Source organism: Ferribacterium limneticum, assembly GCF_020510565.1.
Lineage (GTDB): Bacteria > Pseudomonadota > Gammaproteobacteria > Burkholderiales > Rhodocyclaceae > Azonexus > Azonexus limneticus_B.
The window spans coordinates 1826436-1847472 of sequence record NZ_CP075189.1 but is presented as its reverse complement, the minus strand read 5'-3'; the positions used below and the strand labels follow the sequence as shown (position 1 = coordinate 1847472).

Genomic DNA, 21037 nt, shown 5'->3' with positions numbered 1-21037 from the left:
GAGCAGGACGCCATTTTTCCCGGTTCAGGGCTTGAAATTTCCGGCTAATTTCGCTTCCATTCAATCTGAAAATATTTCCAATATTTCATATTTACGACCCATTAACTGTGTAAATTAGAATTGTGTCCGTCGTGTTTAAGTACTAGCAGCCCTCCCCTTTCCGTGCCGCCCATCAGTAATTATTGACCCATCATAATCATGCACAGTCTTCCCAAGTCTGTCCTGGAATCCATCGATATTGCGCGGATACCTTCGCCGCCCGAGATTCTGTTGCGACTGGTGCGGACGGTCGAAGATGAGCAGGCGACGATGGGGGAACTGACCAGCATCGTCGAACAAGACCCCGGCCTGGCCAGCCGCATACTGAGCGTCGCCAACTCGCCCGCACTACGTCGAGGCAAAGAACTCAAGAATCTGGAAACCTGTCTCGTCGCGCTCGGGACGCGCCTCGTTCGCTCGCTGGCGACCTGTCTTTCGATCCAGCGGCTTTTTGACCGCAATCCCAATCTCGATAAATTCGACGTTGCCGACTATTGGAGCCATTCACTGCTGGTCGGAGAAATGGCCCGCGGCGTCGCCGAGCTGGCCGACTATCCGCATCCCGACGAAGCCTATCTGTCGGGGCTGTTGCACGATATCGGCGAACTGATCCTGCTCTCGGCAATCGGCGAGCCGTATCAGCGTTTCCTGGTCAATTCGACCGAAACCCCCAGACTCCAGACCGAAGAATCCCAATTGTTCGGGACCACCCATGCCGACGTCGGCGGCTGGCTGATCGACCACTGGGGACTGGACTCCGTGCTGGCCGATGGCGTGGCTTTCCATCACGCCTCGGCGACGCAGATCGTCACCGCCACCGCCCTGCCGCAAATCGTCTGGATCGCCCAAACGCTGAGCACCACGGCGGAGAGCACGCCGGAATTGGCCATCGTCGTCAATCGCAGCAGCCCCCGGCTTGAAATGGCGGCGCTGCTGGCGGTTCGCGAACGCGCCATCCAGCGCGCCCGCCAGATTGCCGAAGCCCTGGGCATTACCATCGCCGACGACTTTCCCGCACGCCGCACGACCGCGCCGGCCCCGCCACCGCGCCTGTCCGATCCGGCCAGCCCGGCCGACGAGGATATTGCCGCGCTGGTCGGCGGCATGGCGATGCTGCAGCCTTTGCAACAGGATCTGTTCCAACTCGGCAGCGACACCGAAGTCCTGCTCGCCTTGCGGGAATCCGCCCGCATCCTGTTTGATCTCCCGAAAGTCGCCATCCTGCTCGCCAACGAAAAAGGCGATGCGCTGTCCGGCGAAAAAGTTGGCGCCCAGCCGGAACTTTTCCGGCAACTTTCCATCCCACTGATCTCTTCCCGCTCGCTGGCCGCAGCAGCCGTCATTGGACGCCAGGTTCGAACAACATTTGATCAGACTGAACCTCTCGCCTTGCTTGACCTGCAACTCGCCCGTGCCCTGTCTGCCGACGGTCTGCTCTGCATCCCCATGCTGGCGCGCAATCGCGTCATCGGCGTGCTGCTGTGCGGCCTGTCGGAAAAGCAGTACGGTCGCCTGCAGCGCCGCGTTCCCTGGCTGGCCAATTTCGGCAAGATCGCGGCGATCAGTCTCGACGCCGTATTTGAAGCGGCGCAGCACCGCCAGCAAGTCGAAGCCGAACTGACCCAGCAATTCACCCGTCAGGCGCGCCAGATCGTGCACGAAGCCGGCAACCCGCTGGGTATCATCAAGAGTTACCTGAGCATTCTCGAACGCAAGCTGCCGGAGGATGGCGTTCGCCAGGAGCTGGCCGTGCTGACCGAAGAAATCGATCGCGTCGCCAACATCGTCGGCCACATGACGCAATCCCTCAAAGGCGGCGCGGATACCCGCAGCATCGATCTCGTCAGCGTCCTCAACGACTTCCTCGTGCTCTACGCCGACACCTTGTTCAACGCCAAGGGAATCCGCGTCGAAACTGCGCTGCCCCAGCTTGAGCTACTCGTTCCGGTCAACCGCGACAACCTCAAGCAGATCGTCCTCAACCTCTGGAAGAACGCGTCGGAGGCCCTGGGCGAAGGAAAGCTCATCAAGATTTCGGTCAGCGACAACATCATTCACGATGGTGCGAGCTATGTGCAGTTGCGCGTCGATGACAATGGCCCGGGCATGTCCGAGGAGACCGTCCAGGCGATCTACCGGCCAAAGCCCATCACCGACACGGCGCAACGCGGCATCGGCCTGTCCGTCGTCGGCAGTCTGGCCAAAAGGGAAGGCATCCTCATCACCTGCCGCAGCCAGATCGGCGCCGGCACCAGCATTGCCCTGCTCATTCCCAAGAACCGCACGGCCACCCCGGGTAGCGGCACATGAACGCCATCACCGCACTGTATGAGCTGGCCAGGGTTCCCGGCATCGTGTCGCGTCAGAACATCCTGATCGTCGACGATGAGCCGCACTTTCGCCACGCCTACAAGGAATTGCTGGCCGGCGAGCAACGTTCGATAGACGAGGCGAGCACCGGGCAGGAAGCGATTGCCAAACTCAGGGAAGGCAAGACGGACCTGGTCATCCTCGATCTGCGGCTGCCCGATATTTCCGGCTTCGAGATCATGGAGTGGATGACCTCGCACCACATCAACGCATCGGTCATCGTGTTCAGTGCCGACAAGTCGATCAACTCGGCGATTCATGCCCTGCGTCACCGGGCCTTCGAGTTCCTGCGCAAGGATTGCGATCCGAACGACATGATCCTGGCTGTCGACCGCGCCCTGGCCAACCGCCTGCGCGATCAGGAACTCGCCGTCGTCTCGGCCCAGCTTCAGCATTCCGAGCAACTGCACCGCTTCCTTGTCGAGCAGTCGCCCGACCTGATTTTCACGCTCGATCGTCTGGGCCGCTTTACCTTCATCAACGGGCGCGTCAGCACCCTGCTCGGCTATTCCCCGGACGAACTGGTCGGCCAAAACTACACCCGGATCGTCGATCCACGCGACCACGAGCATGTTCAATACGCCTTCAACGAAAGGCGGGTCGGCGAACGCGCGACGAGCAATCTCGAGGTGCGCTTCAAACGCAAGCCCTCCATGCCGCGCGCCGCGGGCGGTCCGGTCATGACCGCCATCCTGAGTTCACAGGGCGTCTATGAAAGCACGCCGGCCCTCTCCTCAGAGGCCTTCCTGGGCACCTCGGGCGTGGCGCGCGACATTTCGGAGCGCAAGAAAGCCGAAGAAACGATCACCTTCCAGGCATTTCACGACCTGCTGACCAAGCTGCCCAATCGCATCCTGTTTGTCGATCGCCTCGAGATGGCCATTGCCCAAGCATCGCGGCGCAAAGAGAAACTTGCCGTGATGTTTCTCGACATCGACCGCTTCAAGCTGGTCAACGACAGCTATGGTCACCAGATCGGCGACGAGCTGCTCCGCAAATTTGCGGCGCGCGTGCGCAGTTGTTTGCGCACAGGAGACACCCTGGCCCGCCAGGGGGGTGACGAATTTACGGCCTTGCTGCCCAACATCAGCAATAACGAAGATGCCCACGTCGTGGCCGAGAAAATCCTATCCGAGCTGCGCAAGCCCTTCGTGCTCGGCGAAACCCAGTTTTTGGCGACGACCAGCATCGGCATCGCCGTCTACCCGGATAACAGCACCAGCGCCGAAGACCTGATTCGCTGTGCCGACATGGCCATGTACAAAGTGAAGGATCAGGGGAAAAACGGCGCTCTGGCTTTCCAGCCGGATATGCACACGGCCCACCTCGATCGCCTGTCACTCGAAAACGACCTGCGCAAAGCGGTCAAGGAAGGCGATCAGTTCGAATTGCACTTCCAGCCACAGATCGATGCGGCACTGGGCAAGATTGTCGGGGTCGAGGCCCTGATTCGCTGGCACCATCCGAGCGCCGGCATGATCAGCCCGGACCTCTTCATTCCCATCGCCGAAGAGACGGGGCTGATCATCACCATCAGCGACTGGGTGCTGCGCGAAGCCTGCGCGCAACTCGCGCACCTCAAGCAGCAAGGATTCGGCGACCTCAGACTGGGCGTCAATCTTTCGGCCCGGGAATTCGATCGCATCGACCTCCTCGAGCGAATTCGCCTCCCGCTCGACGAATTCCGGATTGCGCCCGAATCGCTCGAGATCGAAATTACCGAAAGCCTGCTCATGAAGGACGCCGAAAACATCGTCGCGCGCGTCAAACATCTGCGCAGCACCGGCGTCCATATTTCGATCGACGATTTCGGCACCCGCTACTCGTCGCTCAATTACCTGCGCCGCTTCTCGGTCAGCCGGATCAAGATCGACCAGTCATTCGTCCGCGACCTGAGAACCTCGCACGACTCGTTCGCCATCATTCAGGCGATTGTCGGGATTGCCAAAAACTTCAATCTGCACGTCATCGTCGAAGGCGTTGAAACCGAGCAGCAGGTTGCCATCCTCCGCCAACTGGGCTGCAACGAAATGCAGGGCTATTTCTTCAGCCGGCCCCTGCCCTCCCGGCAGTTGATCGAGTTTTTGCAGGATTCGCAGGACCAGCAACCTTTTCAGGCAGCGCCACGGTCAACCGGAAATTTTGCCCAAATTTGAAATGAGCGCCCGGCTCAAAGCTGGCTGAGCAACTCCGCTTTCTTGGTCGTGAATTCCTGTTCGGTCAGGATGCCCTTCTTGAACAGATCGGCCAGACGCTCGATCTTGGCAAAGACATCGCCTTCCTGGGCGGATGGTGCCTGATAGGCCGGTGCCTCGTTGAATTGCTGAACCGGCGGCGCCATGAAGTTCTGCTGTTGCGGCTGTGGCTGATAGCCGTTGATGCTGACCACCGGCAGGCTGTTGACGGCGATCGTCCCGTACTGGCTGCTGAAAGTCATCGAATCGTTGCCGCCCTGCTGCTGCGAAACGCCGCCGATCTGGTTGTCCAGCGTGTCGTAGACCGTGACATTTCCACCGATATCGACGACCAGACGGCGCGAGCCGGGGAAAACGGCGTAGCGGACATTGTTCTGCCCGCCCGTAGACGACGGCGAACCGAGATCGCCCGGCCACCACTGCCCGGCCGCCGCGGCTGAAACGAACAGGTTGCCGCCGGAAGCATTGCCCGACGACTGGAACTGCGACTGGGCCGGCTGAAAATAGCCCGGCTGGTTCATCAACTGGTTGGAAATTTCCACACACAGGCCGTCAACCTTGGACTTCAGCCCGTAGTTGAACATGTCGCCAACCATCGTCATGCCGCCCATCATCCACTGCCCGGAACCGCCGAGCTCGGGATGGCTGAACTGCGCCATCGTGCCGTTGCCGTTCATCACCGCGTAGAGCATGGTGATCGCCGCATCGGTGCTGACGCCGTAACGCTGCGCCAAATCCTGAATGAATTGCTGCCCGTGGGCTGAAAGCTGTTGCATGACCGACTCCTGGCTGAAACGCCTAAATTTTGAAAAATCCGGCTGCCAGTCTACAGGGGTTTTCTTTCAGTCAGTCGAATGACAGGCAACTCCCTCCCCTTCAAGGGGGTGAAGGCGGGAGCTTGTCGGCCCGGCTACTCCCTCCCCTTCAAGGGGAGGGCTGGGGTGGGGATGGGTTAAGCGCAAGCAGGCTCAACACCCATCCCCCTCCCAACCTCCCCCTTGAAGGGGGAGGAGCCCTGCCCCTCAAGCCGCCTTGCGCAGCAACTTCAGACATTCCAGCGAGGCCGCCAGATCAAGGGCCGTCGAGTCATCGAAATTCTTCAATGTCGGATTGGCGCCTTTTTCCAGCAACAGTTTGACGAGGTCGGGCTTGCTGTTCGACGAGACGTACATCAGGGCGCTGGCGCCGTTGCCGTTTTGTTGGTCGATATTGACGCCGGCGGCGATCAGGCGCTCGATCAGTTCGTGGCTGCCGTTGTAGCAGGCCAGCCACAGGGCGTTGCAGCCGTCGGCGTTGAGGGCGTTGAGATCGACGCCGAGCGCCAGCAGTTCGTCGACGATGTCGAGCCGGCCGAGCTTGGCGGCGCGCATGAGCGGCGTGAAGCGGCCGTCGGCTTGCGGGGCGTTGATGTTGTCGGGCTGAAAGCCGTGTTCGGTGAGGAAGGCAGCGAGTTGGGGACTCATGGTTTTTCCTGTTGTCGTTGGGGGTAAGGCGGGTCGGTTTCGATGCGCGCGTCGGTGACGGGCGTGCCGACCGTGAAGTGATAGACGCTCTGGTAGCGCGGGCCGGAGAGGCCGACGAGTTGGTGCACCGGGTCGTCGAAGAAGCAGCCGATGCCGGTGCCGCGCACTTCGGCGGCTTCGGCTTCGAGGTAGAGCACCTGGCCGACCAGCCCGGCTTCGCGCAGCAGTTCGCGGTAGCCGTGGCCGGTGGCCGTCGCCGCTTCGAATTCGCCGAGCATGCCGAGCGAGAAGGCGCTGGTCGAGGCAATGTCCTGATGGCAGGACAGCGAGCGGGCTAGGCGCTGCATTTCCTGCAGGCCCATTTCGGCGAGCTGGATGAGGCCGAGGTGCGGTGGGCAATCGGGGTCGAACTCTGCCACCGGACGGCGGGTGGCGAAACGCTCGTCCGTGGGCACCAGCGCCGCCGGCAACTCGGAGAAGGCGGCTGGCGCGCGTGGCAGCAGGTAGAGGCCACTGGGCAGGCCGTCGACGCGCAGGACGAAGAGCAGCAGGTGAATGCGCGGCGGTGTGGTCTGGGCCAGCCACGGCAATTGCGGCCGGGGCAGCACGGCGTCGAGCATGCGGTAGAAGGCGGGCCTGAGCAGGGCATAGTGCGGGTCGAAACGCTGGCCGCTGCGGCGTTGGCGGATGATCTGAGCGGCGCCGGTCGTCGTCGGATGTGGAACGAGGGGCGGCAATGGCGCAAAGCCGATAGCTTCCGGCGCGCTGAGCGCTTCGCGGCTGGCCGCGGCAACCTGATCGATGGCCGGCCAGCGGTAGCCGGGCGACGGGTCGATGCGGGTCGGTTTGCCTTGCCAGTCGGCAGCATCCAGCCAGGCAGCCAGCGGTTCGGCCGACGGCGGCATAGCCAGGCCAGGTGCACGAATGGCGAGCAGGATTTCCGGCTCTTCGCTTTCGGTGAATGCATAGCGCGAGGGCGGAAAATCGTCCGGCCGGTCCAGCCCGAGGTAATGCTTCAGCACCTCAGCCGTGGCGCCGACCGGCACGACTTCCCAGCCGAGCAGCGCCGCAGCGTAGGCCAGTGCGCCGACGGCGTGGCCGATGTCGAGCTGGCAGTAGCGGAAGGCGCGTTCGCCGTATTTCCAGGCTTCGCGCCACATGACGCTGGTCAGGCCGATAGCCAGCCATGCCTCGCCCGCCGCCTGCGCGGTCAGGGCGCGGCCTTCCAGGGCGTGTTGCTCCGGGTCGTAGTGTTGCAGGCCGGCGCCGACACCGGGCAGCCCGGCGCTCAGCACCCAGGCTTCGACCGGGTGCAGGTTGCCGGACGACGGATTGCAGCGCAGGGCCCAGCGGCTCGGCCCCCAGGTCTTCCACGCCGACAGCCCGAACGACAGTTCAAGCAGCGCGCCGAGGCTGGCGAGGTCCGGCGCGATTTCATTTTCGGGCTTTTTTTCCAGTTGACCGTAGCAACGCTCGAAACTGTCCGCCGCCAGCGGCAATTCGAACACCGGCGCGCCCGGATAGTGGCGGAAGGCTGCCGGCTGGGCGTCCCAGTCCAGTTGGCCGGGGCCTTCGGCATAGGCTTCGAAACGATGCTTGGTCCGCGCGTGGTAGGCGCGTACGACTTCTTGTGAGGTATCCGACACGATGATGGGTTTTCCTTGGCGTTGGGTGGACTTCAGCAAGCCCCATGCCCGCGTGAAATCAGGCAGTTAGCCCATATTCACTGGCTGGCACCATCTCTGCAAGGGAATTGGAAAAAGCAAACCTAAAACCCAATCCCAACCCCAAGCAAAAACGGAGAATGTCATGGAAGAAGCCAGAAAACCGCCGGTCACCCGCGAAGCCGCGCTGCGCATCGCGCTGGCGTCGCGGGCCATGCCCAACGCCAGCCTGCCGGCGCTGATCCAATTGTTGCAACGCCAGCTCGGCGAGGACATCGACGAAGAAAAGCTGCGCCAGACGACGGTGACCATGCTGAAGACCGGCTTTGCCAGCGCCGACGGTGAGGAAGACGGCGAGGATATCGGCATCGGCCTCGAATCGATGAAACTGGCCGTGCGCATCATGTGGGGCGAAACGCAGGGCGACGACTCGCTGCCCAAGATCGAGTCTTATGAAGAAGGCGAAATGCCCGGCTCGGTGCGCATTGCCATTGCCTCCGACAAGGGCGACCTGCTCTCCGGCCACTTCGGCTCCTGCCTGCGCTTCCTGGTCTATCAGGTGTCGCCGACCGAAATCCGCCTGGTCGATATCCGCGACACCATGGACGCCGAGTTTTCCGAGGACAAGAACCTCTGGCGCGCCAAGCTGATCGGCGATTGTCACGTCTGCTACGTCGTCTCGATTGGCGGCCCGGCGGCGGCCAAGGTCATCCGCGCCGACATCTACCCGATCAAGATCCCCGATGGCGGGCCGGCGCTCGATATCCTCCAGCCCTTCCAGGTGGCCATGGTCGAATCGCCGCCGCCCTGGCTGCTCAAGATTCTCGGCGTCTCGGCCGAGAAGCGGCTGAAGAACTACAGCGCGGCGGAAATCGACGAATGAGTCGGTTAAAGGCGGCTCAGGCCGCCACCCTTTCCATCTGCCGCGGCGCCAAGCCAACCTGGGTCAGGATGGTGCCTTCGTCGCCGTTCCACCACAGCGCCACCCAGGCGGCGCCTTCGGCATCGATGCGCTCGATGTCGCAGATGGCGCCGACCATGTCGCGGAACATCTCCAGATCGTCCTCATCCAGCCCGGGATCGACGCTGACTTCGAGAACGCGGACCTTGTCGCCCATGCTGACGATCTGTCCCTTGCAATCAATGGTGGTGGCACTCATGGCGAACTCCGTTGGGGTTGGGTCTGCTGCCCTGTCGCAAAGTCGACGTCGGCAGCCTGCTTTCACCCATCTTCGCAACGGCCGTGCCAAGTCCGCGCCTTTCAACTTTCAAACCCCATCCAGGAAAAACCATGAATAAAATCGGAATGTTTTTTGGCACCGAAACCGGCACCACCCGCCTGATCGCCAAGAAAATGCAGAAACAACTCGGCGACGACGTCTGCGACAAGCCGGTCAACGTCAACCGCATCACCCCGGAAGACATGCTCAAATACGACGCGCTGATCCTCGGCACGCCGAGCTACGGCATCGGCGAAATCCCCGGCAAGGGAGCCTCATCCGGCTGCTTCGAGCCGAACTGGGAAGAATTCCTCGCCCTGCTCCCGGCCGATGTGGACTTCAGCGGCAAACGCATCGCCTTCTTCGGCCTCGGCGCGCAGGAACGCTACGCCGACCGCTTCTGCAGTTCGCTGTTCGCGCTGGTCGAGAAGTTCAAGGGCTGGGGCGCCGAAATCGTCGGCGACTGGCCAACCGACGGCTACACCTACGACCACTCCGCCGCCGAAGTCGATGGCCGTTTCATCGGACTGCTCATCGACCAGCGCACGCAAGGCATGTACACCGACGAGCGCATCACGACCTGGCTGGCCCAGGTCAAACCGCTGTTGCTGGAAAAGCTGACGGCGGAAGCTTGAGCGCGGAATATCAGCCGAGCTGACCGTCGTTCCTCATGGACGATGGTCAGCGAATATCTGGCGACCGAACAGCTCGGTACATTGACAATAAAAACGCTCATTGGATGGATATCGGCCAGAAGCGAACGTAGGGAAAACTGTTTCGAAGCAGACGTTGGCAAAAGCCTAGAAGCATGACAACCTGCTAAGCCATTGGCACAATCCGGCGGTCATAGCGCGAAGCAGCATATGACTGCCATCAATCCTTCCTTACAAAGTTAAACCGCACAATGTCAAAGACAACCCCACCGCCCCGAGTCTTCATCTCGTACTCATGGGAGAGCGACGCGCACAAAGATTGGGTGCGTCGCTTCGCGGAGCGTTTGACCCAAAACGGAGTCAACGTGCGGCTCGATCAATGGCACATCGGGCCCGGGCAAAGCTTGACGCAATTCATGGAAGCTGAGGTCTACGCTTCCGATTTCGTTCTCATAGTCTGCACAAAAGCCTATTGCAGAAAAGCCTTGGCGCGGGAGGGAGGGGTCGGCTACGAGCAGCAAATCATCACTGGGAATATCGTGGGAGGTAAGCCTCGGGAGCAGTTCATTCCGCTGGTACGCGACGGAGAGTTTGCCCCAGGCTCCGAGTGTTCGATTCCTGGTCAGTTCATGGGCATCTATGCAATTGACCTGCGAGACGGCGTAGATATGGACAAGGCGACAGAGACTCTTCTCAGGGCCGTATTCCGACAACCTGAATATAAGCAGCCTCCGATCGGAGCAAAACCTACTTTCTTGGACACCGGTGCCGTCGAGGCAGCAGAGACGGAGACGTCCGAGCAGGCTGAGCTCGAACCTCTTCGCCTTCCCGTGATGGAGATTGATGGATGGCACTTGAGGAGTGGGGTCGCAAGCCATCACCGATGGCCAGAGACATTCGAAATTCCAGATGAGAAGGAGCGCCGAGGGCTCCAGAAGGGCGACATTGTCAAACTTCAGTTTGACATCGCGATACCGCCTAGCGAGCAACTCGATGAGGTTAGTAGCGAGCGGATGTGGGTGATCGTTGAACGTCGGGCCGGTCCCTATTTCATTGGGAGCTTAGATAACGTTCCAGCATGCTCAGACGAACAAGATCACCTTCATGCGGGGGATCAAATCGTCTTCCTTCCTGAGCACGTCATCTCGATTTATACGGATGAGGGCCAAGAGGTAAAGATTGGCGATGACTCAGAGGCGACAGAAAGAGAAGCCAAAAATCTCGGGGATGCGGCCTAACGGGGCGTTCGACGCAGATACGCAGTTACGCCGCGACGCGAGCAGATCTACTTCAATGGAGAAGGTCAGCTTTTCCAGCTTCCGAAGGTCCTCTTAGGGTCCACGCCACCATTCGATTTGAGCCGGTCATGTTGGTGATTTAACAACCGGGGACAGACCACGGTTTCTTGCGCGGGCGCGACGCCCTTAATTGACGGGGACAACAATGGCGCTCACCCGAAAATCGGCAATACCGACTTCCCCGCCATCCTCGTAGCACTCAACGGCGCGTAGCCGCTCGCCTTCACACATGGCGCTGACTGAGGTGCCGGTTTGCGGGGTATAGACGATGCCGTGCATCGAGCAGCGCAGGTAGCGCCCGCTGTGGTCGAAAACCTGCGGCTCTTCGCCATCGAGCCGGCGCGGCATGTGCACGCAGAGGTTGATGTAGGCGTAGACCTGCCCTTCGAAGCGCAGGAGCAGGCATTCCTCCTCCCGCCCTTCGAAAGTCATGGTCAGTTTGCGGTACTCGCCGTCGGCCAGTTCGGCACTCGGGCAGACCACAAACCTGGGCGCGACGCGATCCGCCATCACGCCTTCTTCAAACACCCCGCCAGGGCCGAGTCCATCGTCGCAAGGTGACCGGCGAACCAGGTTGGCAGGTTGCGGACGTATTCACGTGCCGTCCCCAACCGACCGGCCGCCACGCCGCGGGCGAAGTGGGCCAGCTCACCGAGCACGCGCAGGTGCTCGCTGTTGTGCTCGCCGATGGCGGGAAAGCGGCAAGACTTCATGAGCTTGCCTTCGTGCTCGAAATGCTGGCGGGTGTGCTCGTGCAGGCGAACGTAGAGCGCCGGGAAGTCCTCGTCGGAAGCGACGAGCAAAGCGTAGGCTAGCTCGACGAATTCGCGATGGGTGTCGTCCATGGCGGGGACACCCAGTGCGTGACGGGACTCGTCCCAGGCCATCAGATCGCCCCGTGCGTCTCGCGCTTGGCGTTGTTGGTCGTCTTCAGGGCTTCGTCGACAGAGTTCTCGGCGAGCTTGAATTTGTAGCCCTTGAGTGCGTCAAAGACCGTCACGACCTTGTCGGCAGCGCTCAGGCCCTTGAAGTCGCCCTTGTCGAGCGCAACGAGATCGCTCAACTCGGTCCACACCATGCCCTGAACGAGCGGGATGAAGGCGACGGTTGCGCCGTTGGTGGTTGTCACGAAGCCCGTCGGAATGTTGACCGTGAAGAAGACGGCAATGGTTCCGGCATTGAATTCAGCGCCAAATTTTTCAACGACGAACGGGTATTGCTGCAGTTCGTCGAGCGAGCCGGAAATCAGCTTGAGGCCACCGGCATCGCCGAGCAGGACGGCCTGCTTGAGGACTTCCGTCGGCGGCTTGCGGCGGCCATTGGCATCGGCTACTTCGCCTTCCTTGAGGACGAGCTCGCCGCGATAGGCGACGAGGCCGCCGGAGGTGGCGGCTTCCTTGAAATTGGCGTTGAAGAAGAGGGGTTCGTAACGGTCAAGCGACATGTTGCTTCCTTGGTGGATTGAATGAATTAGGCTGCCTCTCAGGCCGCAATCGCGGCGCCGATCAAGTCGAAGATGTCGGCTTCGATCACTTCGAGTTTCTGCTTCTTGCAGAAGCGGCGTTCCTTGTCGGTCGGGTTGGCGATCAGCGCCCAGCCTGCCGGTTCGGCGGCGGCGTAGATGACATCGGACAACACCATGCGCTCGGTGTCGCGGTTCATGCGCAGGCCCATGAACAGGTATTGCTTGCCCTTGCGCAGTTCCTTGACTTCCGGCGGGATCGAGAAGCCGCCCATGAGTTCGGTGATGAAATCGACGTAATCGGCGTCAGAGGCGATGTAGTTGGCTTCCGGCTTCGGCGTGCCCATCGGCTTGTAGAGAATGGGCAGGGCGGCGTTGATGACTTCGGTCTTCTGGTAGGCGACGCCATCCCAGAAATACAGTTTGTAGCGGAAATCGGTGCCGCCGAGGCGGGCAATGCCGACGATCAGGTTGTGCGGGACGTCGGCGTAGGAGTCCTGCAACTGCGTGTCTCGGTTGATGTCGATGACGTAATGCGGGGCGATGCCCTTGAGCCAGTCATGCACGGCGCCACGCGTCCAGGCGGTTTCGCCGTAGGTGCGGTTGAGGAACTTGGTGACGGCGCTGCGGCCGCGCTTGAGTTCGACGTTCATCGCGGCACGCGGGAATTCGTACATGAGCTTCGGCGCCATCGGCTTGCCGTCGTTCATGGCGTAGATCAGCGAATCGCTGTCGGCCGGAATCGGCGCACCGGTCGCCACATTTTTCACATCAGCCAAAACGCCAGGGCCGAGGTAGGGAACAATGCTGCCATCCTTGAGGCCGGCCAGCAGTTTTTCGCGCAGTTCTGGGGTCATTTTTGTATGCTCTGAAAGGGGGTGTAGCCCTATTCAGCAAATTCCACGCCTGATGGCAGTTCGTGAGCTGGTGAGCGTTTCCGGGTGCAAGGGAAACGGATTGTCATGTTTGCGACAGTGTTTTTCGGGGGAGGACCTACACTGGTGAATCAGCGAACAACCCGGATTTCGTCACTCCCGCGCAGGCGGGAGTCCATGCGCACGATACAAACTGGATTCCCGCCTGCGCGGGAATGACGGGTTCAGACGTTCCCCAGAGCCCCCCGATTGGGTGATATGTTCTTCCTCCATCCGAATCAGCCTCACGCCAACATCATGCCAACCAACACTCAAACCTCATCCCGCGGCCCGCTGGCCGGCATCAAGGTCGTCGAATTCGCCGGCATCGGCCCCGGACCGTTCTGCGGCATGCTGCTCGCCGACATGGGCGCCGACGTCACGCTGCTCGAACGCGCCGGCGGCACATTCGCCTCGCAACTGTTCGGCGGCGGGCGCAAGGCGGTGGCCAATCGCGGCAAGAAATCGCTGTGCATCGACCTCAAGCACCCGGAAGCCAAGGCCCTCGTTTTCAAATTGATCGAAGGCACCGACGTGCTGATCGAAGGCTTCCGCCCCGGCGTCATGGAACGCCTCGGCTTCGGCCCGGACGAATGTCTCGCCCACAACCCGCGCCTGATCTACGGCCGCATGACCGGCTGGGGCCAGACCGGCCCGCTCGCCCCGCGCGCCGGGCACGACGCCAACTACGCGGCCATCGCCGGCGTGCTCGACACCGGCCGCCACCACGGCGGCGCTCCGTGGGCACCGCCGACACTGGTCGGCGACATGGGCGGCGGCGGCCTCATGCTGGCCTGGGGCATCGCCTGCGCCTTGATCGAAACGCAACGCTCGGGCAAAGGCCAGGTCATCGACGCCGCCATGTGCGAAGGTGCCGCCGTCCTCGCCCACGGCCTGTTCAACCTCGAATCGCTGGGCGAATGGAAAGGCCAGTGCGCCATCGACTCGAGCGCCCCGTTCTACGACGTCTATCAGTGTGCCGACGGCGAATGGATCAGCGTCTGCCCGCTCGAGCCGCAGTTCTACAAAACCTTCGTCGAACGCCTCGACCTCGTCGGCGACCCCGACTTCAGCGGCAAGCAGTACGACACGACGACCTGGCCGGCCATGAAGGATCGCCTGACCACCATTTTCAAAGCCCAGCCGCGCGACCACTGGACGGCGTTGTTCGACGACACCGACGACTGCGTCTGGCCCGTCCTCAGCATGGCCGATGCCCCGACCCACCCGCACAACCTCGCCCGCGAGGCCTTCGCCGATGTTGCCGGCGTCCGGCAGCCAACTCCCGCCCCCCGCCTGTCGCGCACCCCCGGCGCCATCCAAAGCCCGCCCCCACTGCTCGGCGAACACTCGCGCGAACGCCTCGCGGATCTGGGCCTGTCGGCAGAAGAGATTGAACGGCTGGCGATGGCTGGCGTGGTCAGTGATCCGGTAGTTTTGTGATTGCTACGGTCAACCGGAAAAAACGGCGAAAACTGAAATTACGTTTTGGCCGTAGCCGCCTGCTTCTGGCTCTTCAGCCCGCCGGTGCTTTCTTGCCGACGCTTTTCAGCAGCTGAATGGCCAGCGTCAGCTCGGCGACGGAGCGCAGGTTCATTTTGCTCATCACGTTGTGTTTGTGCACTTTGACGGTGCTTTCCGTCACCGACAAATCATAGGCAATGGCTTTGTTCTGCTTGCCTTGGGCAACGGCGAACATGATCTGTTTTTCGCGGGGCGTCAGGGCGTCGAAACGCTGGCATAAATCGGCCTGTTCGTTGCGTTCATTGACGGCGGCGCTGACCCGCGACAAGGCGACGGCGATGGCCTTCAGCAGGTCGGTGTCGTCGAATGGCTTGTTCAGGAAATCAATGGCGCCCGCCTTCATGGCGCGGACCGCCAGCGGCACATCACCGTGGCCGGTAATGAAGATGATCGGTATCTCGACGCCCAGCTCGGCGATTCTTTCCTGCAGCGCCAGACCGTCCAGGCCGGGCATGCGGACGTCGAGGACGAGGCAGGCGAAATCGCTGAGCTTGTCCTTGGCCAGAAAATCGAAGGGCGAGGCGAAAACCTCGACGGCCATGCCCGCCGAGCGGATCAGACTGCTCAGGGATTCACGAACGGAGGCGTCGTCATCGACGACATAGACGATAGGGATTTGCGAAGTCAGGCTGGCAGTCATTGGCTGATTGGAATGTTGAAGACGAATTTTGCCCCGGCGCCGGCCGTTTCCAGGCGAAGTCGGCCACCGTGGTTTTCGATGATCGAGCGGCTGATCGCCAGCCCCATGCCGAGACCGTCGCGTTTGGTCGAGAACAGGGCGTCGAAAATCTTCTCTTTCATCTCGGGCGGAATGCCCGGCCCGGTGTCGCTGAATTTGAACAGCGCCCCTTCCTGCTTGTTAGCCGTCACGGTAACGCTCAGAACACGCTCAGCTAGCGGCTGATCGCGCATGGCATCGACGGCATTGACGACCAGATTGAGCATGACCTGCTGCAACTGAACGAGATCGGCGTGCACGACCGGCAAGTCAGGCGCAATCGCGATGTCAACCTGGACGCCTGATTCGTGCAGCATGGTTTGCAGCATCTGCAGCAAGTTGTCGAGCATGCTTTTGACGTCGAGCACTTCGCGCTTGATGCCGCCCATGCGGAGGAAACTCCGGATGCGGGTGATGACCTCGCCGGCCAGGCTGGCATCGCGGTTGACCCGGCGAAGGGCGGCGACCACCTCGTCGAGGTCGGGCGTTTCCCGGGCCAGCCAGCGCAGCGCCGCCTGGCTATTGGTGGCGATGGCCGAAAGCGGTTGATTGACTTCGTGGGCGATGGAGGCGACCAATTCGCCCATGGTCGTGAAGCGCGCAACCCTGGCCAGCTCTGCCTGGGTGACGGCGAGCGAGGTCTCGGCCTGCTTGCGCGAGGTGACGTCTTCGACGATCACGGCGAGCCGCGGGCCTTCGCGGTCAACGGCGGGAATCAGCGATACGCTGACATTGACCCAGAGGAAGTCGCCATTCCTTTTTTCATAGCGTTTCTGCACGTGATAGTTGTCGATAACGCCGTCGAACAGGCCATCGACGTTTTGCTTGGTCATCGCCCGCTGGGATTCTTCGGAGATATCGACGAACGAGACGCCAACGATATCGGCCTCGTTGTAGCCGAGCATGCGTTGCAAGGCCGGGTTGGCCTTCAATATCCGCCCCTCCCTGTCGGCCAGCGCGATGCCGACCGCCGTGTTTTTGTACAGTCCCTGCCAGCGGCGCTCCGATATCTGCAAGGCGACCAGGCCATCCTGCAGGGATTTTCGACTGGAGACGAGACCGGCAGTCAATTCGCAAACGTCGGAAGCCTGTGAATTAAGTTCTTTCTGAAGGATGTCGACGGTGCGTTTGACCATGACCAGATTGCGGACGCGGGCCCGCAATTCCTGCGGCGAAAACGGTTTGGTCAGGTAATCCTGGACCAGTTCTTCGAGCAGCGTCTCGCGCAGCGCATCGTCGGCGCGGGCCGAGAGGACAAGCACGGGAATGTTCGGGAAACGCTCGCTGGCCCGGAGTTCCCTGACGAATTGCTCGCCGTCGAAATACGGCATCATGAGATCGGTGATGATCAGATCCGGCGGACTTTCCAGCGCCAACGACAGCGCGATTGCACCGTTCTCAGCCAGCGTGACGTTGTAGTCGTCGATCAGTACGTCATAGAGAAAATGGCGCAGGTCGGGGTTGTCCTCGACGACAAGAATCCGGCAAACGCCCGGCTTGTCATCCCGGGCCGGCTGACTCTGCGGATCGCCAAAATCGATGGGCTGGTAAGCGCCAAGGCCAGTCTCTTCACTGCTTTCACGGACAAAGACGCCTTTCGGGGCGCGCATCGGCATTTCGACCTGGAAGATCGCCCCGCCGCCCGGCGCATCGAGGGCCACCACTGTCCCAAAGTGCAGTTCGACGAATTCCTTGACGATGTTGAGCCCCAGGCCGCTGCCGCTCCCCGAAAGGCCATCCTGCCCTTGGGCAAAGCGGGAAAAAATCTGCTCCTTCATTTGCGGTGGCACACCTGGGCCGTTGTCCTGCACGCTGAGCAAAAAACGCCGATTCGCCACGCGCGTGATCGAACAGCAAATACGGCCACCGGCTGGCGTAAATTTGAAGGCATTGGAAAGCAGATTGGCCAGGACGCGAGCCAATTTTGCCCGGTCCACGTCGGCATACAGTTCGTCCGCCCCCTCGATCAGCAAGGTAATCGAACGCTCTTCGGCCGCCGCGGCAAAACTGGCCGCGACATCCCGCAGCATGGCGCTGACATTGGCGCAGACGTAGGCCAAAGGCATTTGCTGGGCGTCGATACGGGCCAGGTCGAGCAGATCGTTCACCTGATGCAGCAGGGACTGGGCATTGCGCTTGATGGTCGTCAGCCGGAAGCGTTCGCGCTCACCCAACTGCGTGGCTTCCTTGAGAAGCTGATCGACCGGCCCGAGAATCAGGGCCAGAGGCGTGCGCAGTTCGTGGCTGACATTGGCGAAGAACTTCGTTTTGAAACCATCGATCTCGCGCAACTTCTCAAGCGCCAACTGCAACTCGCCGTTCTTGCGCGTCAGTTCGGCTTCGATGGCGATCTTTTCGGTGATGTTTCGCCCTTCGGGAAGCAGGAATGCGACGCTCCCCTCGTCGTCGTAAATCGGGGTCAGCGAAAAATCGACGAAGATCGTTTTTTCTCCATGCAGATCGCCATAGACCTCGACATCACAGCGCACAAATTCGCCCCGCCTGGCCTGCTCGACCATCTCCCGAACACGCTTGCTCGAATCCTCGGAAACCGCCCACCAGCGGGCCTCCCAGAAAGGCTTCCCAACCACGTCATCAAGGCAGACGCCAGCCCCCTCCAGAGCCGCCTTGTTGATCTCCAGCACGGTGCCATTGACGTCAAGCAGCCCAAGAAACTGGTACATGGCATCGAGAATGATGCGCGCCAGCTTCTGCCGACGTACCTCGGTGCTGTCGTCAGCAGCCAGCATCACGCCCTTTACAGAGGCTTGCAGGCTCTCGTTCCGAGCCAGAAATTCAGTTCTCATCCACACTCCAGAATCCACGTTCACGGCCAGCGCGAGATAGTGCGCCCGGCCATTTCTCGACTATACGAGCAAAAAAGTCGGCGATGTCTTTCCATCACGGTTTCAGACCGAACAACAGCCTTGACCAGAAAGCAAAAAAGGCGAGTTAAAAACTCGCCAAAAACCATCGGAGGATGGGTGAAACGTTAGAAGCTGTAGCGGAAATTCAGGGTCGCGTTGTTCTGGGCATGCGTCACCTCAATCGGGGCAGAGGTATTCGGCAGACTCGTGTTGTCCATGGTTTCCTTGAAAGCGTGGGAATAGGCAAAATCAAGCTTGGCCTGTTTCGAGAACGCGTAGGTAAAGCCGGCCGAAAGATGCTTTCTCGGGGTCGCCGGGATGACCGCGAACAATGTACTGGAACGCAGAGCCTGAGAGGCAAAACGCAAGCCGCCGCGAAGCGTCAGGCTATCGTTCAAGGCATAGGCGGCGCCAAGAGAGAGGATGGTCTGATCCTTGTAATCCTGAGGAAGCAGAATGTTGAGATCACCTCCTGCATCAGCAACAAAGGCAACCTTGATATCCTTCATCACGTCTTTCCAGAAAACCCGTGACACGTCGGCGGCCACTGTCCATTGCGGCGTCAGGCGATGGCTGATACCCAGATCGAGATGGGAGGGCATCTGAAAATCCTGGATCTTGATTTTTCCGGTGAGCGGTATCTGACCACCGGCAGTAACGGCTGTCAGTGTGGCACCGCCTTCCATATCGTTCATCTGGCTCTTCAACGTATAGGAAGCGCCGAGCGTCGTATCCTGAGTCGCCTTGTAGAGCATGCCCAGCTTGCCGCCATAGCCCCAGGCATCGACGCCACTCGCCAGAAACTTGTCTTTGGTCAGGCTGAAGTGTGCACCGCTCAGACCAGGGATACCAGCCAGCACACCGACCAGTGATCCAGTAGCACGGTTGGCACCAATCAGACTCACGACCTGATCTGCTCCGAGCAACAAATCGAGGTTGAGGCCTTGCCACATGGCATCGACACTGCCGCCAACAGTCAATTTGTCATTGACCTGGAAACTTGCTGCGAATGGGATGTTCAGCACCAGCAAGCGACTTGAATTGTCGAGCCCGGTAGCGAGTCCGCCGGTGGCCCGGGACAGGAAACTGCCATTGCCGTACTCGGTACCCAGTCCACCCTGCGCGAAAGCACCTACACCCAACGACCAGGCACCAATCCGTTTGGTGAACGCCGCCTCGGGTGCGACATACGGGCCCCGGTTGTTGGAATGCGTGTCGGAGGAAACGCTTTCGCCGGTCGCCTTGTTCGTGACCTTGATATCGGTCGTCACCAGATCGAGGCCGATCATGGCCTGATCGCCGTCCGGCATCAGTGACAGCGTTGCCGGATTGGTCATCATGCCGGCCGGGCCGACATCATGGGCGACGGCAGTGCCGCCCATACCGCGCGATATGGCGCCGAAACCCTCGAGGCGAAATACATCAGTCGCCTGGGCCAGTTGAGTTCCACCTGCCAGCGCCGAAACCAGCGCCGATACAACGATTTTTCTTGTCGTCATCCCCGTCATCTCCTCTGTTGTTGGAATGTGAAACTTTGAATCTCCCGGTGTCACCGGGTTGAAGCGCACGTCAAAAGAAGCGGTCGAAATGAATCTGCTCGAAGGGCACCTTGTGGCCGACCATGAGCAGTTCCTGCAAGGCTTGCGTCATCGGCGGCGGTCCGGCGAAGTAGAATTCGTAGCTGGCCAGCTCAGCTGGCAGGGCCCGCGCCACAGCGTCATGCACAAAACCGGTCTCGCCATGCCAGTCGCCGTTGTCGCCGGGCAGCGATACGACCGGGATATAAACAATCCGGTCACCGAAGCCGGCGAGGACGCGCAGCATCTCCTCGCCGCAGACATCGCGTGGTGTTCGTGCGCCGTAGAAGAAATACAGTTTCCTGTCTCCCAGCAGCCCGGCCTCGACGGCCCCACGCGTCAGCGAAACCATCGGCGCCAATCCGGAGCCCCCCGCCACGCAGACCATGTCGCGCGGCGATTCGGTGCGCAGGTAGGCCACACCGTAGGGGCCATCGAGGCCAATTTCGTCGCCCTCGGCCAGCTTCTCGAAAAGTTCGTGCGTACCCTGTCCGTGCAGGACGCGACGAATCTGGAAATGCCACTCGCGCTTTTCATTGGCGGTGTTCGACAGGGAGTAGGCGCGCGAGGCGCTCAAGCCGGGGAGATCGAGCATGGCGAACTGGCCAGGCAGGAACTCGGCATCGTCCTCGGAACGAAAGCGGAACTCGCGGATGTCGTGCGTGATATCCCGCGTACCGATCAGGTGGGCGCGCTGTCGTTTGGGAAGAACCTTCGGCTGATATTCGGGCGCCGTCGCCGCCTTGATGGTTACCGGCCCCAAGGCCCGGCACTGGCAGGCCAGGTGGCGACCCCGTTTACGGTCACGCTCGGTGAGACCCGGTGCGTCTGCCCACAGCGTCTCGATCTCGCCCTCGACGAGCTCGAACTTGCAACCGCCGCAGCCGCCCGAGTTGCACTCGTACGACAAGCCCAGCCCGGCGCGCAAGGCTGCGCGCAGGATGGTGTCGCCATCCTGTTGTTCGCAGACGGAACCGTCTTTTTCATTCCGGATAGTTGGTTTGGTCATGGCAGTACAAATGTGAGGTCGAGTTTGGCCGGCACCTGCTGGCGCAGGCCAAACTCTGGTTGCT

Annotated in this window: 18 protein-coding genes; 6 read left to right on the top strand and 12 right to left on the bottom strand. The window is 60.9% G+C overall.

What is annotated here, in order from left to right; translation table 11 throughout:
- Window positions 1-198: 198 nt before the first annotated feature.
- Both KI610_RS08880 and KI610_RS08875 read left to right on the top strand, forming a co-directional pair.
- Window positions 199-2349: an HDOD domain-containing protein gene (locus KI610_RS08880; RefSeq protein ID WP_226498284.1), complete on the top strand. Its 2151-nt coding sequence runs from the start codon at window positions 199-201 to the stop codon at window positions 2347-2349.
- Window positions 2346-4565 (top strand): putative bifunctional diguanylate cyclase/phosphodiesterase, encoded by a 2220-nt coding sequence (locus tag KI610_RS08875; protein WP_226498283.1) that lies wholly within the window; start codon window positions 2346-2348, stop codon window positions 4563-4565. The genes KI610_RS08880 and KI610_RS08875 overlap by 4 nt, the downstream gene beginning before the upstream one ends.
- 14 nt (window positions 4566-4579) lie before the next feature.
- On the opposite strand, the gene KI610_RS08870 is transcribed toward KI610_RS08875, so the two are convergent.
- From KI610_RS08870 to KI610_RS08860, 3 genes are all read right to left on the bottom strand, one after another.
- Window positions 4580-5380, bottom strand: coding sequence for an SHOCT domain-containing protein (locus KI610_RS08870; RefSeq protein WP_226498282.1), 801 nt, complete (start codon window positions 5378-5380; stop codon window positions 4580-4582).
- Window positions 5381-5626: 246 nt separating this feature from the next.
- The gene (locus KI610_RS08865; protein ID WP_226498281.1) at window positions 5627-6067 is read right to left on the bottom strand and encodes an ankyrin repeat domain-containing protein; all 441 of its coding nucleotides are present in this window, start codon (window positions 6065-6067) and stop codon (window positions 5627-5629) included.
- Window positions 6064-7713 carry a nitroreductase family protein gene (locus tag KI610_RS08860; protein ID WP_226498280.1) on the bottom strand — a complete coding sequence of 550 codons (1650 nt, stop codon included), beginning with the start codon at window positions 7711-7713 and terminating at the stop codon, window positions 6064-6066. Before KI610_RS08860 ends, KI610_RS08865 begins: the two co-directional genes overlap by 4 nt.
- A 163-nt stretch (window positions 7714-7876) precedes the next feature.
- On the opposite strand from KI610_RS08860, the gene KI610_RS08855 reads away from it, so the two are divergent.
- Window positions 7877-8614: a dinitrogenase iron-molybdenum cofactor biosynthesis protein gene (locus KI610_RS08855; RefSeq protein WP_226498279.1), complete on the top strand. Its 738-nt coding sequence runs from the start codon at window positions 7877-7879 to the stop codon at window positions 8612-8614.
- Window positions 8615-8630: 16 nt separating this feature from the next.
- Here KI610_RS08855 and KI610_RS08850 read toward each other — a convergent pair whose 3' ends face one another.
- Window positions 8631-8891 carry a hypothetical protein gene (locus KI610_RS08850; protein WP_226498278.1) on the bottom strand — a complete coding sequence of 87 codons (261 nt, stop codon included), beginning with the start codon at window positions 8889-8891 and terminating at the stop codon, window positions 8631-8633.
- A gap of 131 nt (window positions 8892-9022) precedes the next feature.
- On the opposite strand from KI610_RS08850, the gene KI610_RS08845 reads away from it, so the two are divergent.
- Together KI610_RS08845 and KI610_RS08840 are read left to right on the top strand one after the other, a co-directional pair.
- Window positions 9023-9586, top strand: a complete 564-nt coding sequence (locus tag KI610_RS08845) for a flavodoxin (protein ID WP_226498277.1) — start codon at window positions 9023-9025, stop codon at window positions 9584-9586.
- Between the two features lie 269 nt (window positions 9587-9855).
- Window positions 9856-10842 (top strand): toll/interleukin-1 receptor domain-containing protein, encoded by a 987-nt coding sequence (locus KI610_RS08840; RefSeq protein ID WP_226498276.1) that lies wholly within the window; start codon window positions 9856-9858, stop codon window positions 10840-10842.
- 186 nt (window positions 10843-11028) lie between these two features.
- Here KI610_RS08840 and KI610_RS08835 read toward each other — a convergent pair whose 3' ends face one another.
- From KI610_RS08835 to KI610_RS08820, 4 genes are read right to left on the bottom strand one after another with little or no spacing between them, the layout of a single operon-like run.
- Entirely contained in the window at window positions 11029-11412 is a 384-nt protein-coding gene (locus tag KI610_RS08835; RefSeq protein ID WP_226498275.1) for a Rieske (2Fe-2S) protein, read from the bottom strand.
- Window positions 11412-11789 (bottom strand): bacteriohemerythrin, encoded by a 378-nt coding sequence (locus KI610_RS08830; protein WP_226498274.1) that lies wholly within the window; start codon window positions 11787-11789, stop codon window positions 11412-11414. The genes KI610_RS08835 and KI610_RS08830 overlap by 1 nt, the downstream gene beginning before the upstream one ends.
- Entirely contained in the window at window positions 11789-12346 is a 558-nt protein-coding gene (locus tag KI610_RS08825; RefSeq protein ID WP_226498273.1) for a hypothetical protein, read from the bottom strand. Before KI610_RS08825 ends, KI610_RS08830 begins: the two co-directional genes overlap by 1 nt.
- 38 nt (window positions 12347-12384) lie before the next feature.
- On the bottom strand, window positions 12385-13221 hold the full coding sequence (locus KI610_RS08820) for an SIR2 family protein (protein ID WP_226498272.1): 837 nt from the start codon (window positions 13219-13221) through the stop codon (window positions 12385-12387).
- 315 nt (window positions 13222-13536) lie between these two features.
- Here KI610_RS08820 and KI610_RS08815 point away from each other — a divergent pair, with 315 nt between their 5' ends.
- A complete protein-coding gene (locus tag KI610_RS08815) occupies window positions 13537-14721 on the top strand; it encodes a CaiB/BaiF CoA transferase family protein (protein ID WP_226498271.1) in 1185 nt (394 codons plus the stop codon).
- A gap of 73 nt (window positions 14722-14794) precedes the next feature.
- On the opposite strand, the gene KI610_RS08810 is transcribed toward KI610_RS08815, so the two are convergent.
- The 4 genes from KI610_RS08810 to KI610_RS08795 all read right to left on the bottom strand — a co-directional run bounded on the left by KI610_RS08810 (window position 14795) and on the right by KI610_RS08795 (window position 20973).
- A complete protein-coding gene (locus KI610_RS08810; protein WP_226498270.1) occupies window positions 14795-15442 on the bottom strand; it encodes a response regulator transcription factor in 648 nt (215 codons plus the stop codon).
- Window positions 15439-18327: an ATP-binding protein gene (locus KI610_RS08805; protein WP_226498269.1), complete on the bottom strand. Its 2889-nt coding sequence runs from the start codon at window positions 18325-18327 to the stop codon at window positions 15439-15441. The genes KI610_RS08810 and KI610_RS08805 overlap by 4 nt, the downstream gene beginning before the upstream one ends.
- Window positions 18328-18512: 185 nt before the next feature.
- Window positions 18513-19886, bottom strand: a complete 1374-nt coding sequence (locus tag KI610_RS08800; RefSeq protein WP_226498268.1) for an OmpP1/FadL family transporter — start codon at window positions 19884-19886, stop codon at window positions 18513-18515.
- A 70-nt stretch (window positions 19887-19956) separates the two neighbouring features.
- Window positions 19957-20973: a 2Fe-2S iron-sulfur cluster-binding protein gene (locus KI610_RS08795; protein WP_226498267.1), complete on the bottom strand. Its 1017-nt coding sequence runs from the start codon at window positions 20971-20973 to the stop codon at window positions 19957-19959.
- Between the last annotated feature and the right edge of the window lie 64 nt (window positions 20974-21037).